Source organism: Pluralibacter gergoviae ATCC 33028 = NBRC 105706 (assembly GCF_001598855.1).
Lineage (GTDB): Bacteria > Pseudomonadota > Gammaproteobacteria > Enterobacterales > Enterobacteriaceae > Pluralibacter > Pluralibacter gergoviae.
On sequence record NZ_BCZS01000010.1, the window covers coordinates 66,552 to 84,748 of the forward strand.

The following is an 18,197-nucleotide window of genomic DNA, read 5'->3' on the forward strand; positions in this document are numbered from 1 at the left end:
CCGCCCCGCAGATAACTCAGAAATGGACGTTTGCCGTCAGCAGGAAGGTGCGCGGCTCGCCCGGATGATAGCGATAGCCGCTTTTGTTGATCGACGCAACGTAATCCTTATCGAACAGGTTATAGACGTTGAGCTGCAGATCGAGGTTGTTGTTCACCTTGTAGCCCACTTTCGCGTCCGCCACCCAGTAGCCTTCGGCGTGGTCCGGCGTGCCCACCGCGCCGTCGCTGCCGCGACGCATGCTGCCGACGTAGCGCGCGCCGCCGCCGACGGAAATCGCTTCGGTGGCCTGGTACTGCGTCCACAGGGTGAAGGCGTGTTTTGGCGTGTAGGAGAGCGAGGAGGAGCCGTCCTGCGAGACGCTGGTGCCTTTTTTCACCGTCGCGTGCTGGTTGGTATAGCCCGCCATCACCGCCCAGTCGTCGGTAATATTGCCGGTGGCCGACAGCTCGTAGCCCTCCACCCGCTTTTTGCCATTCTGTGAGTAGGTGCCGTCGTCGTTGGCCTCAACCTCATTTTCGATGTCGGTGCGGAATACCGCGGCGCTCAGCAGCAGGCGCTTATTGAGGATCTCCCACTTGGTGCCGATTTCGCCGGATTTGGCCTTCTGCGGGCTGAAATCGGTGCGGTTGGCGCTGTTGCCGCTGCCGCCGGCGCTGAGGGCAAAGCTGCTGCCTCCGGGAGGCTGCTTAGAGGTGGCGTAGTTAATGTAGATATTGCCCTCTTTGGTCAGGCGATAGAGCGCCCCGGCCTTCCAGTTCATCAGCGTCCCGGATTTTGAGGTATTGACCGTACTGACCGGAGATCCTTTCGCCACGCCAACCGGACAGGCAATAGCGCCGCGGCCGGTGCCGCCGCAGGCGGTGGCGCTGTCGTAGTCGGTGTCGTAGCGGTCCATGCGCAGCCCGCCGTTAATCTCAATATCGTCGGTGATGGTCAGGGTATCGAAGGCGTAAACCCCGAAGGTATCCGTCTGGCCGTTGGCATTGGCGCCGTTGCGCTGCAGGCCGCCGACGGAGATATCGCTTATCGGATGATAAATATTCACCGCCGGCGGCGTGATGGCGTTAACGCCGTAGTTGGTCTGCTTCTCGCGGGTGAACTCCACGCCTGCGCTGACGTCGTGGCCCACCTGCCAGGTGTTGAACTTCGAGGTGATGTTGGTCTGGTTGGTGAGGATGCGGTTGCTGACGTCCTTGGTGTTCGCCAGCCGCGACCATGACCAGCTGTCCAGGTCATTGATATCCGGAGCGGTGATATTGCTCGCGCCGCCCATTATGGCGGTCAGCAGGTATTTCTGCTTGACCCGCGACCAGCGGGTGGTGTTGCGAATGGTGGTGCCTTCCGTCAGATCGCGCTCGAAGCGGATCGTGCCGGTATCGCGGGTCGAATGGTCGAAGTCGGAGGCGGTGCCGTAGTAGTTGTGGGTGTTGACCTTGCCCGCGTCGCTGAGCGCCCCGTATTTGTCCGACGGCGCCGAGTAGCCCGGCAGGCCGATGGTCGGCACGCCGCCGTCCGGCGTGTTGTTCTGGTGCTCGTGGAGATAGTTGACGTAAAGCCGGGTCGGGGTGTCCAGGCCCAGCGCCAGAGACGGCGCAAAGCCGTAGTGCTCGTTCTGGACGTTATCGCGGCCCTTATCGTGGTTCTTCTCGCCCATGACGTTGAGGCGGAAGGCGGCGTTGTCGTTGATGACCTGGTTATAGTCCAGCGTTCCCCGGCGGCGCCAGGCGCTGCCAATGCTGGCGGAGCCGTCGAGCGAGTTTTCCAGCCGCGGCTGCTTGCTGATCATATTGATCGAGCCCGACGGCGCGCTGCGGCCGTAGTCGGTGCCCGCCGGGCCCTTGATCACCTCAACCTGCTCGGTATTAAACGTATCGCGGCTGACGGTGCCGATATCGCGAATGCCGTCGAGGTAGATGCTGTTAGAGGTGTCGATCCCGCGCATATAGATAGCGTCGCCGGTCGAAGAGCTGCCGTTTTCGCCGGCGTAGAAGGCGCCCACGCCGGGAACGTTTTTCAGCGCGTCGGTGAGGTTGGTCACGCCCTGGTCTTTAAGCAGCTTCTCCGGCACGACCGTCATGGTGCGGGTGGTGTCGACCAGCGGCTGGGTAAATTTCGGATCGGCGGACACGCCCGGTGAATAGAGCGACGGCAGCGGCGCCTGTACGACCAGAGTTTCATCACCATTACTGTTTGATTTCTCTGCTGCCAGGCTGCTGACGGGTAAAGTACCCAGACAGAAGCCGGTGAACAGCGCCAATGAGTTGAAGCTATTAAATGCAAGAGGTGAACTTTTATTCATTTTAGCAGGTGCGTTTTTGTTATTAAGTAACAATTTTCGCCAGTAGAAAGCAAAGAAAACCCTATCTATCATCAAGATAGATTCTTTGAGGTGGCGAACGGTTTAAATGATAAAAGGAATAATTATCATTCTGCTTAGCATTTTACATATTGCGGGTAAGTTATAAATACATTTCTTTACTTAATTTTTAATTCAGAAAAATTGACGGAAAAAACCGCGTCCGGCAGCTATCCGGACGCGGTTTTGGCTACTGATGACGCTATTTTTGTCTGTGGGCCAGTTCAACATCGAAGTGCAGGGGCGCATCGCGGGGCAGGGCGGTAAGCCGGGCGTAGGTATAGCGCTCGTCGTCGCAGGGCAGGTGCCAGGTCCGGCTGTAGGCTTCCGGCGTATTGCCGAGCGGCCCCAGGGCGCGGCCGGCGTCGGGTGTACACTGAGGGTTCGCAGCCTGTCGTCCCGTACCGGGATGTCGCTGCTGCGCATCGCCTCCAGCACCCTGGTGACCGTCATGTCGCGCACGCGCCCTTTTCGTCCAATCGGCGTGAAGGGCGTCTCTTCCGTCTGCAGCCCGGCGGTGAAATAGACAATGCGGCTACCCTTGATGGCCTCCTGTGTCTGCCTGGCCACCGGCGCCTGAAATTGTCTGCATGCTAATTTATTCTACTGATCGCCAATCGTTTTTTGAGTATAAGTTTAAAGTAAACTTTAATGTTGACGGTGCATTCGGGAGGGGTATGAAGATTGGTGAACTGGCGAAAGCAACGGGCCTTGCGCCGTCGCGTATTCGCTTCTATGAAGCGGAGGGGCTTATCGGCCGGGCGCCGCGCAAAGATAACGGCTATCGGAACTATCCGCCGGAAGCGGCGCTGAGCCTGAAGCTTATCGAGCGCGCGCAGCAGCTTGGGTTTTCGCTGGCGCAGATACGTCGCGTGCTGCCGCAGGGTGGGGAGAAGTGGGATCATCGGGGGCTGGTGCAGTCCCTGGAGGAGCGGGTGGCCGGGATCAGGCTGCTTCAGCAGCAGTTGGAGGAGAATATCGCACAGATAAACGATCTGATCGCCGGTATTGAAAGCAGGCCGGACGGCATTACCTGTCAGGAGAATATGCAGCGCGTCATGGATCTGATGCAGTTTGATATCCCGTCTCCGGGACGCGCGGGCAGGTAGCAGGGGCGCATCCGCTGCGCCCTCACTCTTAGCTGTTGATAAAGGCCAGCAGGTCGGCGTTGACCCGATCGGCGTGGGTGGTCGGAATACCGTGCGGCGCACCTTCATAGGTGTTAAGCGTACCGTTTTGCACCAGTTTCGCCGACAACGCGCCGGAGTCGGCGTACGGCACCACCTGATCGTCATCGCCGTGGATCACCAGTACCGGAATGGAGATACCCTTCAGATCTTCGGTGAAGTCAGTCTGGGAGAAAGCGACTATCCCGTCGTAATGCGCCTTTGCACCGCCCATCATCCCCTGGCGCCACCAGTTATAGATAATGGCGTCGGAGGATGCTGCGCCGGGGCGGTTAAAGCCGTAGAAGGGACCGGCGGGCACATCGTAGTAGAACTGCGAGCGGTTTGCCGCCAGCTGGGCCTGCATATCATCGAACACCGATTTCGGCGTGCCCTGCGGGTTGCCGTCGGTTTTCACCATCAGCGGTGGCACCGCGCTTATCAGCACTGCTTTCGATACCCTGTCCTCGCCGTAGCGGGAAATATAGCGCACCACCTCGCCGCCGCCGGTGGAGTGACCGACGTGCATCGCGCCCTGGACGCCAAGTTGCTCAACCACGGCCGCAACATCGTCGGCGTAGTGGTCCATATCGTGCCCGTCCCACACCTGGCTGGAGCGGCCGTGGCCGCGCCGGTCGTGGGCGACGACCCGGAAGCCTTTGTTAACGAAGAACAGCATCTGCGTGTCCCAGTCGTCGCCGGAGAGCGGCCAGCCGTGATGGAAGAAAATGACCTTTCCCTCTTTTGGCCCCCAGTCTTTATAGAAAATCTCAACGCCGTCTTTGGTGGTTACGTAACCCATGCCGTTACTCCCGTCAGTGTAATCGCTGAAGATGGCGCTTTTTCGCGCCTGGATTGGAGACAGTAGCCGCCGGAGAGGTTCGGCAATTGCCGCAGTCCTGCCGGAGCCAGCCATGGGGAAGTATAGGTTTGAAGTTGGGTTTAAGGTCAATGGCGGGTTACCGGAAAAGCGGCCATGTTTTCATGCGTGAAGAGGGGGGTTATTTGCCGCTACCTTCAGGCCCGCTGCAGCAGGCACATCGGCAGTGAATGAGAGAGTTGCGGGGGCGGACAACAATAACGTCATATTTTACGATATAATTGCGCACTCCTCTCTGTTTACGATTATATTGCCATGTTGATAGCAAGGTTATTGATGGGGCCGTTCCCGGCCTTATCAGGCAGGTTGTTTTTGGCAACCCGGTTCACGGGATGGAAATAAAACAGCGATGAAACAGCATGTTAATTCAGCGATTTTGGGGTTCAGTGAGCAAAATCTGCACACTCTACTCGAACTCATTAGCGATGGTATCTGGGACTGGAATGCAAATACGGGCGCAGTCTATCGTAATCCAGGCTGGTACAGCATGCTGGGTTATCCCCGTGATTCCCTTTCCGGGACGGTGGGAACATGGGAGAACATTATCCATCCTGATGATTACCCGCGCGTTATGGAACACTTCAGGCGCTGCATAACCCAGGACGAGCAATATCAAATTGAATATCGGTGCCAGTGCCGGAATGGAACGTACCTGTGGATTGAAGACCGCGCTCGAATCATTGCCCGCAATCCGGATGGCTCTGTCGCCCGAATGCTGGGTGTCCATAAAAATATTGATGCGGCAAAACGTCTTATCCTAAATTTACAGCAGAAAAATAAATCCCTTGAAACTATTATCGCAGAGCGTACTGCTGAGTTATTGGTTCTCAATCAGCAGCTGCAGCATCGGCTGAAAGAATACAAAATATTGCTGGAACGCGATCCGCTGACGCTGGCCGCAAACCGTTACGGGCTTGAAAGAGCCCTTTCCGAACAGTGCGAAAGGGCGCGTCTCTTTCGCCAGCCGCTCTCAGCGATCGTGCTGGATGTCGATGATTTCAAGGAGATCAATGATAAGCATGGCCATCTCTTCGGCGATACCACGCTGATAAAAATCGCAGACTGCATTCGCAGCAGCCTGCGTGAAAAGGACGTTGTCGCCCGATGGGGCGGAGATGAGTTTGTGCTGGTGTTGCCGGAGACCGCGCATGAAGAGGCGGAACAGGTTGCCTGTCTGATTCAGAGGAACGTCAATCAAATACGGCAACCCGATGAGCAGCAAATAAAGCTGACCCTGAGCTTTGGCGTTGTTCAGTTTTGCGAAAACGAAACGCAAATTGATTTTCTTGAGCGGGCCGATAAGGCGCTGTACCGTGCCAAAGGCGCGGGCAAAAACAGCATATCCAGATAGGCCAATGTTTATCCTGTCGGGTCGTCTGTTCCATCAGGTGCCGCGCTAACGGGTCAACGATTTTCTCGCCTTAAATCGGCGCAACGGGTCCTGATGCCGCGGCGGTTGAGAAACGTCATCGGATTAAAAATGCGGTGGGCGTCGTGCCATTGATGTAACCCCGGGTGAGCAGGGCGGGCGAGGGAGAGTGGTCGTCGGGTTACATCCCCGTCCGCAGGCAGGCGGGGAGCGGACATCAATTATTTCGTTCTAATGCCTCTCTACCCGCTTTGCTGAGGCAGCATGGTATGAGAAATGAAGGCATCAGGTGGCGGTCGATAAGCCAGCGATCGACGGAGAACTTACCTGCGCCGGAAATAACGAAACTGCCAAAAAAGACCAGCAACAGCAGAATGTATTCCCAGCCGCCGTTGCTCAGGCCACCCGATGCCCGGATATTCCAGGTATAACCATTAAAGAAATGTCCACCATACTGATTGACGCTCAGAATATATAAAAACCCGCCCAGACCCGCGAGGCGAGTCAGGAAACCGAAACCAAGACCAATTGCCAGCGCCAGTTCGCAGAGCCCGGCAAAAATCACATAGCTGCCGGTGTTGGTGTGCAGTCCATACCGGTAGAATACTTGTTCGAGGTGCTGGAAAGAGTCGTTGCCTGCAAATAGCTTTTCAGTACAGTGACCGACTTCGTTATATGCGAAGTAGATACGTACAAAGGTCATCTGCCACTGCATATCCCCAAGCCAGCCATCTTTCTTATAATGATTCTGGTCATTTCGCATACAGTCGAAAAATTGAATGGCAAAGAAAAACATTCCAATGGAGCATATGACCATAATTGGTTTTACGTCGTTCATTGCGCCTACTCGCCAGGCGATCGCGAAGGGTAATAATGACGTCAGGAAGCCGACAGAAAAGTTGCGTGGCATGACGGTTGTGCAAATAACTAAAGAGATAAGTAACAAAAGTGTCGTTGTATAAGCAGAGAAATCTGGGAGCTGATCCGATATAAAACCACAGTAAATCGCAATAAGTAATGCTATAAAGACGATTGCCGAGATTAATTTGTCCGGGACATACCGTGGTTTTAAGTAGGTTAACTCATTAATACTCTTTTGACTCACAACCCTGTCGTTTTTCATTTTTTAACTCCGGCTATTTTTATCGCCAACAATTCCTATCTCATTACGGAGATAGGTATTTTACTTAATGAAGTATCTATCATCGCTGACATGTCAGAAAAATATCTGGCCGGGAGCGGAATCAGAACATAATCATAACCCTCCGGTAATACCATAGAATATATCGTTCAGGTTTGGCTTTATAGTTTATCCATCCTGGCGCTGTCATTAAAAGGCGCAGTTGTAATAAATACAGTGAAGGCGTTAAGAATCCCCACCTTTGCCTGAAAATAGTTATACAACGGTCCTTTGACTCATGAGATTATTAAGAGGTGTCGTTCATCCACCCATCGGAAAAAATCGGCCAATGCATTTTTAATTAGCATTTTTATGATTACGTTGCGCGACTTTTATTTTATCGGGATTCGACCTCTCTTCTTGCCCATCCGTTCTGAACCCTTGAGCCTACAATAATCCTCCGGGTAACGAGTTTCATTACGAAATTGAACGCCCGGTCAAATTTTGATCTGGCATGTGATGTTTGTCACATAATGACCATGAATCCCCTACCTGATGAGAGGGTAGTCGGTGGTTACAATGCGCCTGGAATGCGCGTAATGTTAATATTTTACAACGAGTTAACACTTTGTTATCTCTGACAGTATCCGGTAAGGACATGTAAATTCTCGGTTATCCCCCCTGGCAATATAAATAGCGGCACCTTATACCGCTGCCAGACCACGCGTCCTCCTGCGGGGACGAGGATAACAAAAACCACCGGGCGAGCAGCTGACAAACAGGGCCAGCGGCGCCAATACGTTTCACTGAAAAAGGTCAGCTTAGCGATGGAAATATTCCGTGAGAAACTCCCCGGCTCTCTGTATTGCGGCATCCGTAACGGGCAGTACGCCAGCCATTTCGATAAAACCATGTACCATGCCGGGGTATTCGATATATTCCACAGCAACGCCGGCCTGTTGCAGCGCATCGCGATACGCACGCCCATCATCACGTAACACGTCACATTCGCCGGTGAAAATCAGCGCCGGGGGGAGCCCTGTAAAATCCGTCGCCTGCAAAGGGGAAACCTTCGGATTTCGACGGTCAAAACCGACAACGAAAGGCTCTGACATTGCTTTCATCAGCGACAGCGTGAGCGGGGGGACCGTGCCGTTTTGCTCCCGGGAGGGGAAGGCGTCTCCCGACGGCGACAGGTCGGTAGAGGGGTAAAATAAAACTTGCGCACGCAATGTCACTTCCCCGGTCCGTAACTGCTGGCAGGCGACTGCGGCCAGGCTGCCTCCCGCACTGTCGCCCGCCACCGCTATCCGGGAGGCATCAAGTCCCAGTTCATCTGCGTGGGCTGCCAGCCATCGGATCGCGGAAACCACATCGTCAGGCCCGGCTGGGGCCGGATGTTCAGGCGCGAGGCGGTAATCAACGGCCAGAACAGGATAACCTGTTGTACGTGCAAATCTGCGACAGACTCTGTCATGACTATCCAGATCTCCCTCACTCCAGCCGCCGCCGTGCAGATAAACGGTTACCGGCAGCGCTTCATCTCCTGGAGGATCGGGCTGATAAAGACGTAAAGGAATCGCGTGGGGACCTTCCGTCACCTTTAATGCTGTTACGGCGTGGACAGCTAATGGCTCTCCTCCCAGCATGTTCCCTATCTGCTTGTATGCTTTACGCATTTCTGGAATGGTCAATGTTTCCAGAGGAGGAATAGTCTTGTCTGCCATCAGGGCCAGCATTTTTTTAACATCAGGGGATAAACGGGAAATTGCAGCAGGATTAATCGCCATAAGAAGTCTCCGGAGATGATTCGGGCCTAACGACGGGCATGTCAGAGCAAGGTAATGCTCATAACGGTTGCAATCCATAACGCATTCAATATAGCCATAATAGTTTATGCTGATGCAATACCTTATTGGTATCGCGGCGTATTCATGCGCGGCGAAAACATTCCTGAATTATTTTTTACATCAATGGCAAGCCTGTCGAGTTTTCCCGGATTATTGAGAGGAGAGAAGATGAGTGTTGATGTAATATGAAGCTTTCATGGTTATACATTAATAATCCAGTCTACGAAAATCCGTGGATTTCATTGAATAATCATGCCCAGTATTGGTGTGGAATGAGCATTAAAAAGCCCATATATATAATGGGCTTATGAATATTATTGGTCTGTTGTGGAATTTACTCGATATTCTGAATCTGTTCCCGCATCTGCTCAATCAGCACCTTCAGCTCAATCGCCGAGGTCGTCACCTCAGTATTGATCGACTTCGACGCCAGGGTGTTCGATTCGCGGTTGAACTCCTGCATCATAAAGTCGAGGCGGCGGCCGACGGCCTCTTTCTTCTTGAGGATGTTCCAGGTCTCTTTGACGTGGGCCTCCAGCCTGTCCAGCTCTTCGGCGACGTCGATGCGCTGGGCCATCATCACCAGCTCCTGCTCCAGGCGGTTATTCTCCAGCTGCACCTGGGCCTCTTCCAGCTTGGCCACCAGGCGCTCGCGCTGCCACTGCAGGATCTCAGGCATATGCGCGCGCACTTTGGCGACTTCGGCGCTGACGCCGTCGAGGCGCTGTTCGATAAGCGCCTTCAGGGCCTGGCCTTCGGTTTCGCGGGCGACGATGAAGTCGTCCAGCGCGCCGTCCAGCGCGGTGAGGATTTCGGCGGTGATGGCGTCCAGATCCTGCTCCTGAGCGGCCATGACCCCCGGCCAGCGCAGAATATCGACCGGATTGATTTCACCCTCGTCGCTCTGCATCTTGACCCAGTTGGCGGCGTTGACCAGCTGCTTTGCCAGCTTCTCGTTGAGGATAAGCTCGCCCTGGGCGCTGGGGTCCTGTTCGAAGCGCAGGGTGCACTCCACCTTGCCGCGGGTCAGGCGGGTGCGCAGGCGCTCGCGCACTACCGGCTCCAGGCTGCGGAACTGCTCCGGCATGCGGAAATAGGTTTCAAGATAGCGCTGGTTTACCGAGCGCAGCTCCCAAGCGGCGCTGCCCCATGTGCCCTTGACTTCGCGGCGGGCGTAGGCGGTCATACTGCGGATCATAGACGTTCCTGTTTTTAAAGGAGAGTGGGAGGATTATAGCCGCCGGGGCTATCACAGGATAGGAATAAGCGCCCTTTATCCGTATATACACGTCATCCTTCAAGTTGCCTCTTTGTTGGCTGCCCTTACTCACCCCGGTCACTTACTTGAGTAAGCTCCCGGGGACTCGCTCGGTTGCCGCCGCGATGCAACTCGAATGATTTTGTGTATAATGCGCAGCCACATTCGTTTGAAGCCGGAGAATTTCCTATGCGTCCAGCAGGCCGTAGCGCACAGCAGGTGCGTCCCGTTACCCTGACCCGTAACTACACTAAACACGCAGAAGGCTCCGTGCTGGTCGAATTTGGCGACACCAAAGTCCTGTGCACCGCCTCTATCGACGAGGGTGTGCCGCGCTTTCTGAAAGGCCAGGGCCAGGGCTGGATCACCGCCGAGTACGGCATGCTGCCGCGCGCCACCCACACCCGCAATGCCCGCGAAGCCGCGAAAGGCAAGCAGGGCGGCCGCACTATGGAAATCCAGCGCCTGATCGCCCGCGCCCTGCGCGCCGCCGTCGATCTGAAAAAGCTTGGCGAGTTCACCATCACCCTCGACTGCGACGTTATCCAGGCCGACGGCGGCACCCGTACCGCCTCCATCACCGGTGCCTGCGTGGCGCTGGCCGACGCCATCAATAAGCTGATCGCCAACGGCAAGCTGAAGACCAACCCGATGAAGGGCATGGTGGCGGCGGTATCCGTCGGCATCGTCGGCAACCAGGCGGTCTGCGATCTGGAGTATGTGGAAGATTCTGCCGCAGAGACCGATATGAACGTGGTGATGACCGAAGACGGGCGCATCATCGAGGTGCAGGGTACCGCCGAGGGCGAGCCGTTTACCCACGAAGAGCTGCTGGAGCTGCTGGCGCTGGCCCGGGGGGGCATCGAATCCATTATTGCGACGCAGAAGGCGGCGTTAGAAAATTGATATTAAGGGCGACGCGGTCGCCCTTTTTTTTGTCCAGAGAGTGTAGAGAGGAGCGAGTCCATGAAACCGTATCAGCGCCAGTTTATTGAATTTGCGCTTAACAAGCAGGTACTGAAGTTTGGCGAATTTACGCTGAAATCCGGGCGTAAGAGCCCCTATTTCTTTAACGCCGGGCTGTTTAATACCGGGCGCGATCTGGCACTGTTGGGCCGCTTCTACGCCGAAGCGCTGGTGGATTCCGCCATCGACTTCGACCTGCTGTTCGGGCCGGCCTACAAGGGCATCCCGATTGCTACCACCACCGCCGTGGCGCTGGCCGAGCACCACGAGCGCGACGTGCCCTACTGCTTTAACCGCAAAGAGGCGAAGGACCACGGCGAGGGCGGCAGCCTGGTCGGCAGCCCGCTGGAAGGTCGCATTATGCTGGTGGATGACGTGATCACCGCCGGTACGGCCATTCGCGAGTCGATGGAGATTATCCAGGCCCACGGCGCGACGCTGGCGGGCGTGCTTATCTCTCTGGACCGCCAGGAGCGCGGCCGGGGCGAGATCTCCGCCATTCAGGAAGTGGAGCGCGACTACGGCTGTAAGGTGATCTCTATCATCACCCTCAAGGACCTGATTGCTTACCTGGAAGAGAAGCCGGAGATGGCCGACCACCTGGCGGCGGTGCGGGCCTATCGCGAAGCGTTTGGCGTATAAAAACGAAACCGGGCGGACGCCCGGTTTTTCTTACTGCAGCTGCGCGGCGACCAGCGGCCAGCGGATCTCAAAATCAGCCGTCGGGCTATACCTGAACTCGCTGCGCACGAAGCGCGACAGCATGCCCTCGCAGAAGGCCAGCAGCTGGCTTGCCAGCAGATTTTCGTCGGTGCTGTAGCCCTCGCCTTCGCGCATCTTCTTCTCGCGCAGCACCTGGCGCAGCTGGGCCTCAATGCGCTCGAACAGCTGGTTGATGCGCCCCTGCAGCCTGTCCTGCTCAAACATCAGCGCGTGGCCGGTGAGAATGCGGGTCAGGCCGGGATTGCGTTCACCGAAGCCGAGGATCAGCTGCACAATGAGCCGCAGGCGGGCAACAGTGTCCTTTTCATCCTTTAAAATCAGGTTGATGCGGGTGATCAGGCTATCTTCGATAAACTCGATCAGGCTGTCGAACATCCTGGTTTTACTGGGAAAATGACGATACAGCGCCGCTTCGGAAACGCCTACCGACGCCGCCAGCTTGGCGGTGGTGATGCGTTGGCTGCCATCGCTGGATTCAAGCATCAGTGCCAGAGATTGAAGTATTTCTTCGCGACGATTCCGTTTCGCAGTTTGTTTTTCTGCCATGTTTTAAAATACCCCTGAAATAAACGCGCATCAGACGGGCACCCGCACTGCGACCGCAACTGCCGTGTTGCGATGCGTTTTTACTTATTACGCAGTGGGGTACTCAGCAGGGCGAGTTATTTACGCCCTGAATGGCCGAAGCCGCCTTCGCCACGGTCAGTGGCGTCAAACTCTTCTACCAGATTAAATTCCGCCTGCACCACCGGGACGAAGACCATCTGCGCGATGCGCTCGCCCGGTTCGATGGTGAAACTCTGCTGGCCGCGGTTCCAGACGGAAATCATCAGCTGGCCCTGGTAGTCGGAATCAATCAGGCCCACAAGGTTACCCAGCACGACGCCGTGCTTGTGGCCCAGGCCCGAGCGCGGCAGGATGACCGCCGCAAGCGACGCGTCAGCGATATGAATAGCCAGTCCGGTCGGCAGCAGCGTGGTTGCGCCCGGGGCCAGCTCAACGGCGTCATCAAGACACGCTCGCAGGTCAAGTCCGGCAGAGCCGGAGGTGGCATAGGTCGGCAGCGGGAACTGCTCACCCACGCGCGGGTCCAGAATCTTAACGTCGATTTTTTTCATCATAACGGGTAACGATCTCGTTCAGTAGTTGTTGGCCAAGGAGCGCCTTCTGCGTAAGCGGTAGGACTTTATCTCCCTCCTGCCAGAAAAGATGCAGTGCATTGCTGTCACTGTTAAAGCCCTGATTTTGCTGCGATACGTCGTTAGCGCAAATCAGATCAAGATTTTTGCGGGCTCGTTTTTGCCGGGCATATTCTTCCACATTATTTGTTTCTGCGGCAAACCCTACGACATAGGGGCGCTGCGCTTTTAGTGCGGCAACGCCGGCAACGATATCCGGATTTTTTACCATTTTCAGCGTTAATTCATCGCCTTGCTTTTTGATTTTTTCATCAGCAATGGCCGCGGCGCGGTAGTCGGCGACGGCGGCGCAGCCGATAAAAATGTGCTGCTGCCGGGCGTGGGCCTGGACGGCGGCCTCCATTTCCAGAGCGGTGGTGACGTCAATACGCTGGACGAAGGGCGGCGTGGGCAGGCTGACCGGGCCGCTGACCAGCGTCACCTTTGCCCCGCGCTGTGCGGCGGCGGCGGCAATGGCAAAGCCCATTTTACCGGAGCTGTGGTTGGTGATGTAGCGCACCGGATCGAGCGGCTCCCGGGTCGGGCCTGCGGTAATCATGATACTGAGATGTTGCAGGTCTTTGACAGGCGAAAAGTGGCCTGCCGCCATCTCCACGATGGTGAGCGGATCGAGCATGCGCCCCGGGCCGATATCGCCGCAGGCCTGGCTGCCGCTGTCGGGGCCCCACAGCTCGATGCCGCGCCCGGCGAGGGTGGCAAGGTTATGCTGAGTGGCCGCCGCGCGGTACATCTGCTGATTCATGGCGGGCACAACGGCGATGGGCGATGGCGTGGCGAGGCAGATGGTGGAGACCAGATCGTTAGCCATACCCGCGGCGACGCGGGCGATAAGGTCGGCGGTGGCGGGGGCGAGGATCACCAGATCCGCCCACTTGCCGAGCTCAATGTGGCCCATCGCCGCTTCGGCGGCCGGGTCGAGCAGGCTATCCGAAACCGGATAGCCGGAGACGGCCTGCAGGCTGAGGGGCGTGATAAAGGCTTTTGCCGCCTCGGTCATGGCGACGCGCACCTCGGCGCCGCGTTCGCGCAGGCGACGCACCAGTTCCGGCGTTTTGTAGGCGGCAATGCCGCCGCTGACGCCGAGGACGATTTTTTTACCCGCCAGACTGATCATGATTCTTTCCCGTGGAGTACATCAGAATGTGCCCATTTTATCACATTAGCCCTGCTGTCGTGCTGCAATGCGCAATTCACTTTGCGAGCCTCTGCGCAGGGACGGTATCGCACAGTCGCCTCGTCCACGCCCGTAGCGCACAATGGGCGGCGGAAGAGGAGCGGAATATGGAGACTGCACAACGGATGTTGCCGCGGGAAAAAATGCAGCACCACGGCATCGGCGCACTGTCGGACGCCGAACTGCTGGCGCTGTTTTTGCGCACCGGTACGCGCGGTATGGATTTACTCACCTTTGCCGAGCGGTTGCTGCAGCGCTTCGGCTCCCTGCGGGGGCTGCTGCAGGCGCCGGAGGAGGAGCTAAAAAGCGTTGAAGGCATCGGCATCGCGAAATATGCCCAACTGAAGGGCATCACCGAGCTGGCGCGCCGCTCTTTTAGCCTGCAACTGCTGGAGGAGGACCCGATTCGCACCCCGGACGCTACCCGGGATTTTCTGCACAGCCAGTTTTGCGACGAAGAGCGGGAGATCTTTATCGTTATTTTTCTCGATAGCCAGAATCGGGTCATCAGGCACAGCCGGATGTTTGCCGGCACGCTGAGCTACGTCGAGGTACATCCCCGGGAAATCGTGCGCGAAGCGATAAAAGTCAATGCGGCGGCGCTGATCCTTGCGCACAATCATCCATCGGGGAGTGCCGAACCCAGTAAAGCCGATCGCCTGGTCACCGAAAAAGTGATAAAAAGCTGCGACTTCATGGAGATAAAAGTGCTCGACCACCTGGTGATTGGCCAGGGTGAGATAGTCTCCTTCGCCGAGCGCGGCTGGATTTAGCCCCTGACGGGACAGGTTCTGAGCGATCCATCGGGATCTTTGTCTGTTCGGGACTTGAGCGGACCGCTCAGGCAGCGTATACTACGCCACCTTTGAGAATCTCGGGTTTGGCAATTGGGCCTGGCTGTACGAGTTCACTAAGAACCGTCAAACCAGGCTGTATCAGCCTGACGAGGCGCCAATACCCTATACGAAGCTCGAGCTAATTTGATTTTTGGAGAATAGACATGTCCCGAGTCTGCCAAGTAACTGGCAAGCGTCCGGTGACCGGTAATAACCGTTCCCACGCACTGAACGCGACCAAACGCCGTTTCCTGCCGAACCTGCACTCTCACCGTTTCTGGGTTGAGAGCGAGAAGCGTTTTGTCACCCTGCGCGTATCTGCTAAAGGTATGCGTGTTATCGATAAGAAAGGCATTGATGCGGTCCTGACCGACATGCGTGCCCGTGGCGAAAAGTACTAAGTACTTAAGAGGAAAAAGTCATGGCTAAAGGTATTCGTGAGAAAATCAAGCTGGTTTCTTCTGCTGGTACTGGTCACTTCTACACCACCACGAAGAACAAGCGTACTAAGCCGGAAAAACTGGAACTGAAAAAGTTCGATCCAGTTGTCCGTCAGCACGTGCTGTACAAAGAAGCTAAAATCAAATAATTTTAGTTTTCTTGCGCAAAAAACCTCGCTCCGGCGGGGTTTTTTGTTTTCTGGCCGTCCCCATAATAACGATATCTGTCTGCAGTCGGAGTCGCTATGCCTGAATTACCTGAAGTTGAAACCAGCCGCCGCGGCATTGAGCCGCACCTGGTTGGCGAGACTATCCTTCACGCCGTTGTGCGCAACGGGCGCCTGCGCTGGCCGGTATCGGCCGAAATTCACAGCCTCAGCGACAAGCCGGTGCTCAGCGTGCAGCGGCGCGCCAAGTACCTGCTGCTGGAGCTGCCGGACGGCTGGATAATCATTCATCTCGGCATGTCGGGCAGCCTGCGCATTCTGACCGAAGAGCTTCCCCCGGAGAAGCACGACCACGTCGACCTGGTGATGAGCAACGGCAAGGTGCTGCGCTACACCGATCCTAGGCGCTTTGGCGCCTGGCTGTGGACCCGTGAGCTGGAGGGGCACAACGTCCTGGCGCACCTCGGCCCGGAGCCGCTGAGCGATGCCTTTAATGCGGAGTACCTGCGCGAGAAGAGCGCGAAGAAGAAGACGGCCATTAAGCCCTGGCTGATGGATAACAAGCTGGTGGTGGGCGTGGGCAACATCTACGCCAGCGAGTCGCTGTTTGCCGCCGGGATCCATCCCGACAGGCTGGCGTCATCGCTGTCGGCCGAGGAGTCGGCGCTGCTGGTGCAGGCCATTAAGGCCGTGCTGCTGCGCTCGATTGAGCAGGGCGGCACCACCCTGAAGGATTTTCTGCAAAGCGACGGTAAGCCGGGCTACTTTGCTCAGCAGCTGCAGGTCTACGGTCGAAAAGGTGAACCCTGCCGGGTATGCGGGACGCCGATTGTCGCCAGCAAGCACGCGCAGCGGGCGACCTTCTACTGCCGGCAGTGTCAGAAGTAGGCGCTAGCGCAGCTTCTCCAGCAGTGCCTGGTGCACCGCGGGCGGCAGGAAATGGCTGACGTCGCCCGCGTGGCGCGCCACCTCTTTAACCAGCGACGATGAGATAAACGACCACTCCTTCGACGGCATCAGGAAGACGCTCTCAAGCGATGGCAGCAGATGACGGTTCATGTGCGCCAGCTGCATCTCGTACTCAAAGTCCGCCACCGCGCGCAGGCCGCGGATCAGAATATTAGCCTGCTGGTCGCGGGCAAAATTGGCCATCAGATCGCTGAAGCCTATCACCTTCACGTTTTTCAGGTGGGACGTCGCCTGACGGGCAAGTTCGACGCGCTCGTCGAGGCTGAACATCGGCTTTTTGCCGGGGCTGGCGGCAATCGCCAGCAGCACTTCGTCAAACATGGCGCAGGAGCGGGTCACGATATCGAGATGCCCGTTGGTTATCGGATCAAAGGTACCCGGATAAATTGCCCGCTTTTGCATATCAGACCTTAGTGTGATTTAGGGGGAAGATACGGTTCCAGTAACTGTAGCAGACGCTGCAGGGCGCCCTGGTTCTGATAGAGCACCTCAACGGCGTGGCGTCCATAGAAGCTACGATAATCCGCGTCGGTGAGCAGCGAGTCTACCTCTTTTACCAGCGACGGGGCATCGGTAACGGTGATAAGCCCGCTCGCCTGGCTCAGGCGCGTGCAAATATCTTTGAAATTAAACGTGTGCGGCCCCATCAGCACCGGAATGGCGTGCGCTGCGGGCTCCAGCGGGTTGTGGCCGCCGCGTTCGACCAGCGAGCCGCCGACAAAGGCGAGATCGGCAATGCCGTACAGCAGCATCAGCTCACCCATCGTATCACCGATAACTACCTGAGTGCCGGAGGAGGGTACTTCGCCGGAGGAGCGCGTGATAAAGCTCAGCCCGGCCTTGCGCACCAGGTCGGCGGCATCCGGGAAGCGCTCAGGGTGGCGCGGCACCAGGATCAGCAGCAGATCGGGATGCTGTTTAAGCAGGGTTTGGTGCGCATCGAGAATAATGCTCTCTTCACCGTCGTGGGTGCTGGTGGCAATCCACACCGGACGGCGCGGCGCCCACTGGCGGCGCAGGGTTACGGCTTTCGCCGCCAGCTGCGGCGTGACGGAGATATCGAACTTCAGGCTACCGGTGACTTTCACCTGGCTGCGCTTGGCGCCGAGCGCGATGAAGCGCTCGCCGTCCTCTTCATTCTGGGCGGCGATAAGCGTAATGCGCTGAAGCAGGGTGCGGACGAATTTACCGAGCTTCGCGTAGCCTTTGGCCGAACGCGCGGAGAGGCGGGCGTTGGCAATCACCAGCGGAATATGGCGCTGGTGCAGGCTGCCAATCAGGTTCGGCCACAGCTCGGTTTCCATGATCAGCACAAGCTTAGGATCGACCCGGTTAAGGAAGCGGTTGAGCGCATCCGGCAGATCGTAGGGCAGATAAACGTGCTGAACGTCGTTGCCGAAGGCGGACTGGACGCGCTCCGAACCGGTCGGCGTCATGGTAGTGACGGTAATGGGCAGGTCCGGGTAGCGGTGGCGCAGGGCGCGCACCAGCGGAATGGCCGCCAGCGTTTCGCCGACCGACACCGAGTGCAGCATAATGCCGCCGGGCTTCAGAGGATGCCGGTAAAAGCCGTAGCGTTCGCCCCAGCGTTTCCGATAGGCCGGTGCCTTACGTCCGCGTACCCAAAGCCGTATCCAGATCAGCGGCTGAATAAGGTAGAGCAGGGCGGTGTAAAGCAATTCGAGCATATGTAGATAACTGACTTAGGAATGTGCTGGGGA

19 protein-coding genes are annotated in these 18,197 nt (G+C 56.9%); 9 read left to right on the forward strand and 10 right to left on the reverse strand.

The window, feature by feature from the left end; genetic code table 11:
* Positions 1 to 16: 16 nt before the first annotated feature.
* A complete protein-coding gene (locus tag ENGE1_RS12070) occupies positions 17 to 2,302 on the reverse strand; it encodes a catecholate siderophore receptor Fiu (protein WP_048273179.1) in 2,286 nt (761 codons plus the stop codon).
* Between the two features lie 361 nt (positions 2,303 to 2,663).
* On the opposite strand from ENGE1_RS12070, the gene ENGE1_RS28445 reads away from it, so the two are divergent.
* Together ENGE1_RS28445 and ENGE1_RS12080 are read left to right on the forward strand one after the other, a co-directional pair.
* A complete protein-coding gene (locus tag ENGE1_RS28445) occupies positions 2,664 to 2,885 on the forward strand; it encodes a hypothetical protein (RefSeq protein WP_155409076.1) in 222 nt (73 codons plus the stop codon).
* Positions 2,886 to 3,036: 151 nt separating this feature from the next.
* Entirely contained in the window at positions 3,037 to 3,468 is a 432-nt protein-coding gene (locus tag ENGE1_RS12080; RefSeq protein ID WP_043081300.1) for a MerR family transcriptional regulator, read from the forward strand.
* 28 nt (positions 3,469 to 3,496) lie between these two features.
* Here ENGE1_RS12080 and ENGE1_RS12085 read toward each other — a convergent pair whose 3' ends face one another.
* Positions 3,497 to 4,327, reverse strand: a complete 831-nt coding sequence (locus tag ENGE1_RS12085; protein ID WP_048253615.1) for an alpha/beta fold hydrolase — start codon at positions 4,325 to 4,327, stop codon at positions 3,497 to 3,499.
* 427 nt (positions 4,328 to 4,754) lie between these two features.
* Between ENGE1_RS12085 and ENGE1_RS12090 the strand changes: the two genes are divergently transcribed.
* On the forward strand, positions 4,755 to 5,756 hold the full coding sequence (locus tag ENGE1_RS12090; protein ID WP_048253616.1) for a sensor domain-containing diguanylate cyclase: 1,002 nt from the start codon (positions 4,755 to 4,757) through the stop codon (positions 5,754 to 5,756).
* Positions 5,757 to 5,991: 235 nt separating this feature from the next.
* Here ENGE1_RS12090 and ENGE1_RS12095 read toward each other — a convergent pair whose 3' ends face one another.
* From ENGE1_RS12095 to ENGE1_RS12105, 3 genes are all read right to left on the reverse strand, one after another.
* A complete protein-coding gene (locus ENGE1_RS12095; RefSeq protein WP_048253617.1) occupies positions 5,992 to 6,897 on the reverse strand; it encodes a DoxX family protein in 906 nt (301 codons plus the stop codon).
* Between the two features lie 818 nt (positions 6,898 to 7,715).
* On the reverse strand, positions 7,716 to 8,684 hold the full coding sequence (locus ENGE1_RS12100; protein WP_053075588.1) for an alpha/beta hydrolase: 969 nt from the start codon (positions 8,682 to 8,684) through the stop codon (positions 7,716 to 7,718).
* A gap of 394 nt (positions 8,685 to 9,078) precedes the next feature.
* Positions 9,079 to 9,942 (reverse strand): YicC/YloC family endoribonuclease, encoded by an 864-nt coding sequence (locus ENGE1_RS12105; protein WP_048253621.1) that lies wholly within the window; start codon positions 9,940 to 9,942, stop codon positions 9,079 to 9,081.
* Positions 9,943 to 10,191: 249 nt separating this feature from the next.
* Between ENGE1_RS12105 and rph the strand changes: the two genes are divergently transcribed.
* The gene (rph, locus tag ENGE1_RS12110; RefSeq protein WP_043081271.1) at positions 10,192 to 10,908 is read left to right on the forward strand and encodes a ribonuclease PH; all 717 of its coding nucleotides are present in this window, start codon (positions 10,192 to 10,194) and stop codon (positions 10,906 to 10,908) included.
* A gap of 60 nt (positions 10,909 to 10,968) precedes the next feature.
* Entirely contained in the window at positions 10,969 to 11,610 is a 642-nt protein-coding gene (gene pyrE / locus ENGE1_RS12115) for an orotate phosphoribosyltransferase (protein WP_045290382.1), read from the forward strand.
* Positions 11,611 to 11,640: 30 nt separating this feature from the next.
* On the opposite strand, the gene slmA is transcribed toward pyrE, so the two are convergent.
* The 3 genes from slmA to coaBC all read right to left on the reverse strand — a co-directional run bounded on the left by slmA (position 11,641) and on the right by coaBC (position 14,004).
* Complete coding sequence (gene slmA / locus ENGE1_RS12120; RefSeq protein ID WP_043081269.1) at positions 11,641 to 12,237, reverse strand: nucleoid occlusion factor SlmA; 597 nt, start codon at positions 12,235 to 12,237, stop codon at positions 11,641 to 11,643.
* Between the two features lie 116 nt (positions 12,238 to 12,353).
* Positions 12,354 to 12,812 carry a dUTP diphosphatase gene (dut, locus tag ENGE1_RS12125; protein ID WP_048253622.1) on the reverse strand — a complete coding sequence of 153 codons (459 nt, stop codon included), beginning with the start codon at positions 12,810 to 12,812 and terminating at the stop codon, positions 12,354 to 12,356.
* A complete protein-coding gene (gene coaBC / locus ENGE1_RS12130; RefSeq protein WP_043081267.1) occupies positions 12,790 to 14,004 on the reverse strand; it encodes a bifunctional phosphopantothenoylcysteine decarboxylase/phosphopantothenate--cysteine ligase CoaBC in 1,215 nt (404 codons plus the stop codon). The genes dut and coaBC overlap by 23 nt, the downstream gene beginning before the upstream one ends.
* 167 nt (positions 14,005 to 14,171) lie before the next feature.
* On the opposite strand from coaBC, the gene radC reads away from it, so the two are divergent.
* The 4 genes from radC (at position 14,172) to mutM (ending at position 16,395) form a co-directional block, all read left to right on the forward strand.
* On the forward strand, positions 14,172 to 14,837 hold the full coding sequence (radC, locus tag ENGE1_RS12135) for a RadC family protein (protein ID WP_043081266.1): 666 nt from the start codon (positions 14,172 to 14,174) through the stop codon (positions 14,835 to 14,837).
* 227 nt (positions 14,838 to 15,064) lie between these two features.
* The gene (gene rpmB, locus ENGE1_RS12140) at positions 15,065 to 15,301 is read left to right on the forward strand and encodes a 50S ribosomal protein L28 (protein WP_043081265.1); all 237 of its coding nucleotides are present in this window, start codon (positions 15,065 to 15,067) and stop codon (positions 15,299 to 15,301) included.
* Between the two features lie 20 nt (positions 15,302 to 15,321).
* Positions 15,322 to 15,489 (forward strand): 50S ribosomal protein L33, encoded by a 168-nt coding sequence (gene rpmG / locus ENGE1_RS12145; RefSeq protein WP_003024094.1) that lies wholly within the window; start codon positions 15,322 to 15,324, stop codon positions 15,487 to 15,489.
* A 96-nt stretch (positions 15,490 to 15,585) separates the two neighbouring features.
* Complete coding sequence (gene mutM, locus ENGE1_RS12150) at positions 15,586 to 16,395, forward strand: bifunctional DNA-formamidopyrimidine glycosylase/DNA-(apurinic or apyrimidinic site) lyase (protein ID WP_043081264.1); 810 nt, start codon at positions 15,586 to 15,588, stop codon at positions 16,393 to 16,395.
* Between the two features lie 3 nt (positions 16,396 to 16,398).
* On the opposite strand, the gene coaD is transcribed toward mutM, so the two are convergent.
* Together coaD and waaA are read right to left on the reverse strand one after the other, a co-directional pair.
* Positions 16,399 to 16,878: a pantetheine-phosphate adenylyltransferase gene (gene coaD, locus ENGE1_RS12155; RefSeq protein ID WP_043081263.1), complete on the reverse strand. Its 480-nt coding sequence runs from the start codon at positions 16,876 to 16,878 to the stop codon at positions 16,399 to 16,401.
* A gap of 8 nt (positions 16,879 to 16,886) precedes the next feature.
* Positions 16,887 to 18,164: a lipid IV(A) 3-deoxy-D-manno-octulosonic acid transferase gene (gene waaA / locus ENGE1_RS12160; protein WP_048253623.1), complete on the reverse strand. Its 1,278-nt coding sequence runs from the start codon at positions 18,162 to 18,164 to the stop codon at positions 16,887 to 16,889.
* Between the last annotated feature and the right edge of the window lie 33 nt (positions 18,165 to 18,197).